This is a genomic window from Skermanella sp. (assembly GCF_059503625.1).
In genome coordinates this window covers 13,293-13,541 of sequence record NZ_JCACHA010000662.1, presented here as the reverse complement: position 1 = coordinate 13,541, position 249 = coordinate 13,293, and the positions used below count along the sequence as shown (strand labels likewise).

Below are 249 nucleotides of genomic sequence, written 5' to 3'. Positions count from 1 at the left end.
ACTCATATTGCGAGCTCCAGCGCAACCCTTTTTGTCAACCCCGTGAGCAATCACTCCATCAGCGCAGAGCTTCCAAGACTCCCTCGAAAATCTCTCAACTTCTTATGGTATTTAACTGTTGAAATATTGGAGAAATATCTTAGCTCGCAACGAAAGCATTTCACTAGATCATTGAACATCTTACTTTTGATGGGATCGGTGATTGGATAGGAAATTCGGAGTGCAGCATCATAAGCTGGCCGCAGGATT

At 43.8% G+C, this 249-nt stretch carries 1 protein-coding gene; it reads right to left on the bottom strand.

What is annotated here, in order from left to right; genetic code table 11:
* Window positions 1-50 precede the first annotated feature (50 nt).
* Window positions 51-249 (bottom strand): hypothetical protein (locus AC5JJ6_RS20895; RefSeq protein WP_496043907.1); only part of this gene is annotated, 199 nt, incomplete at its 5' end.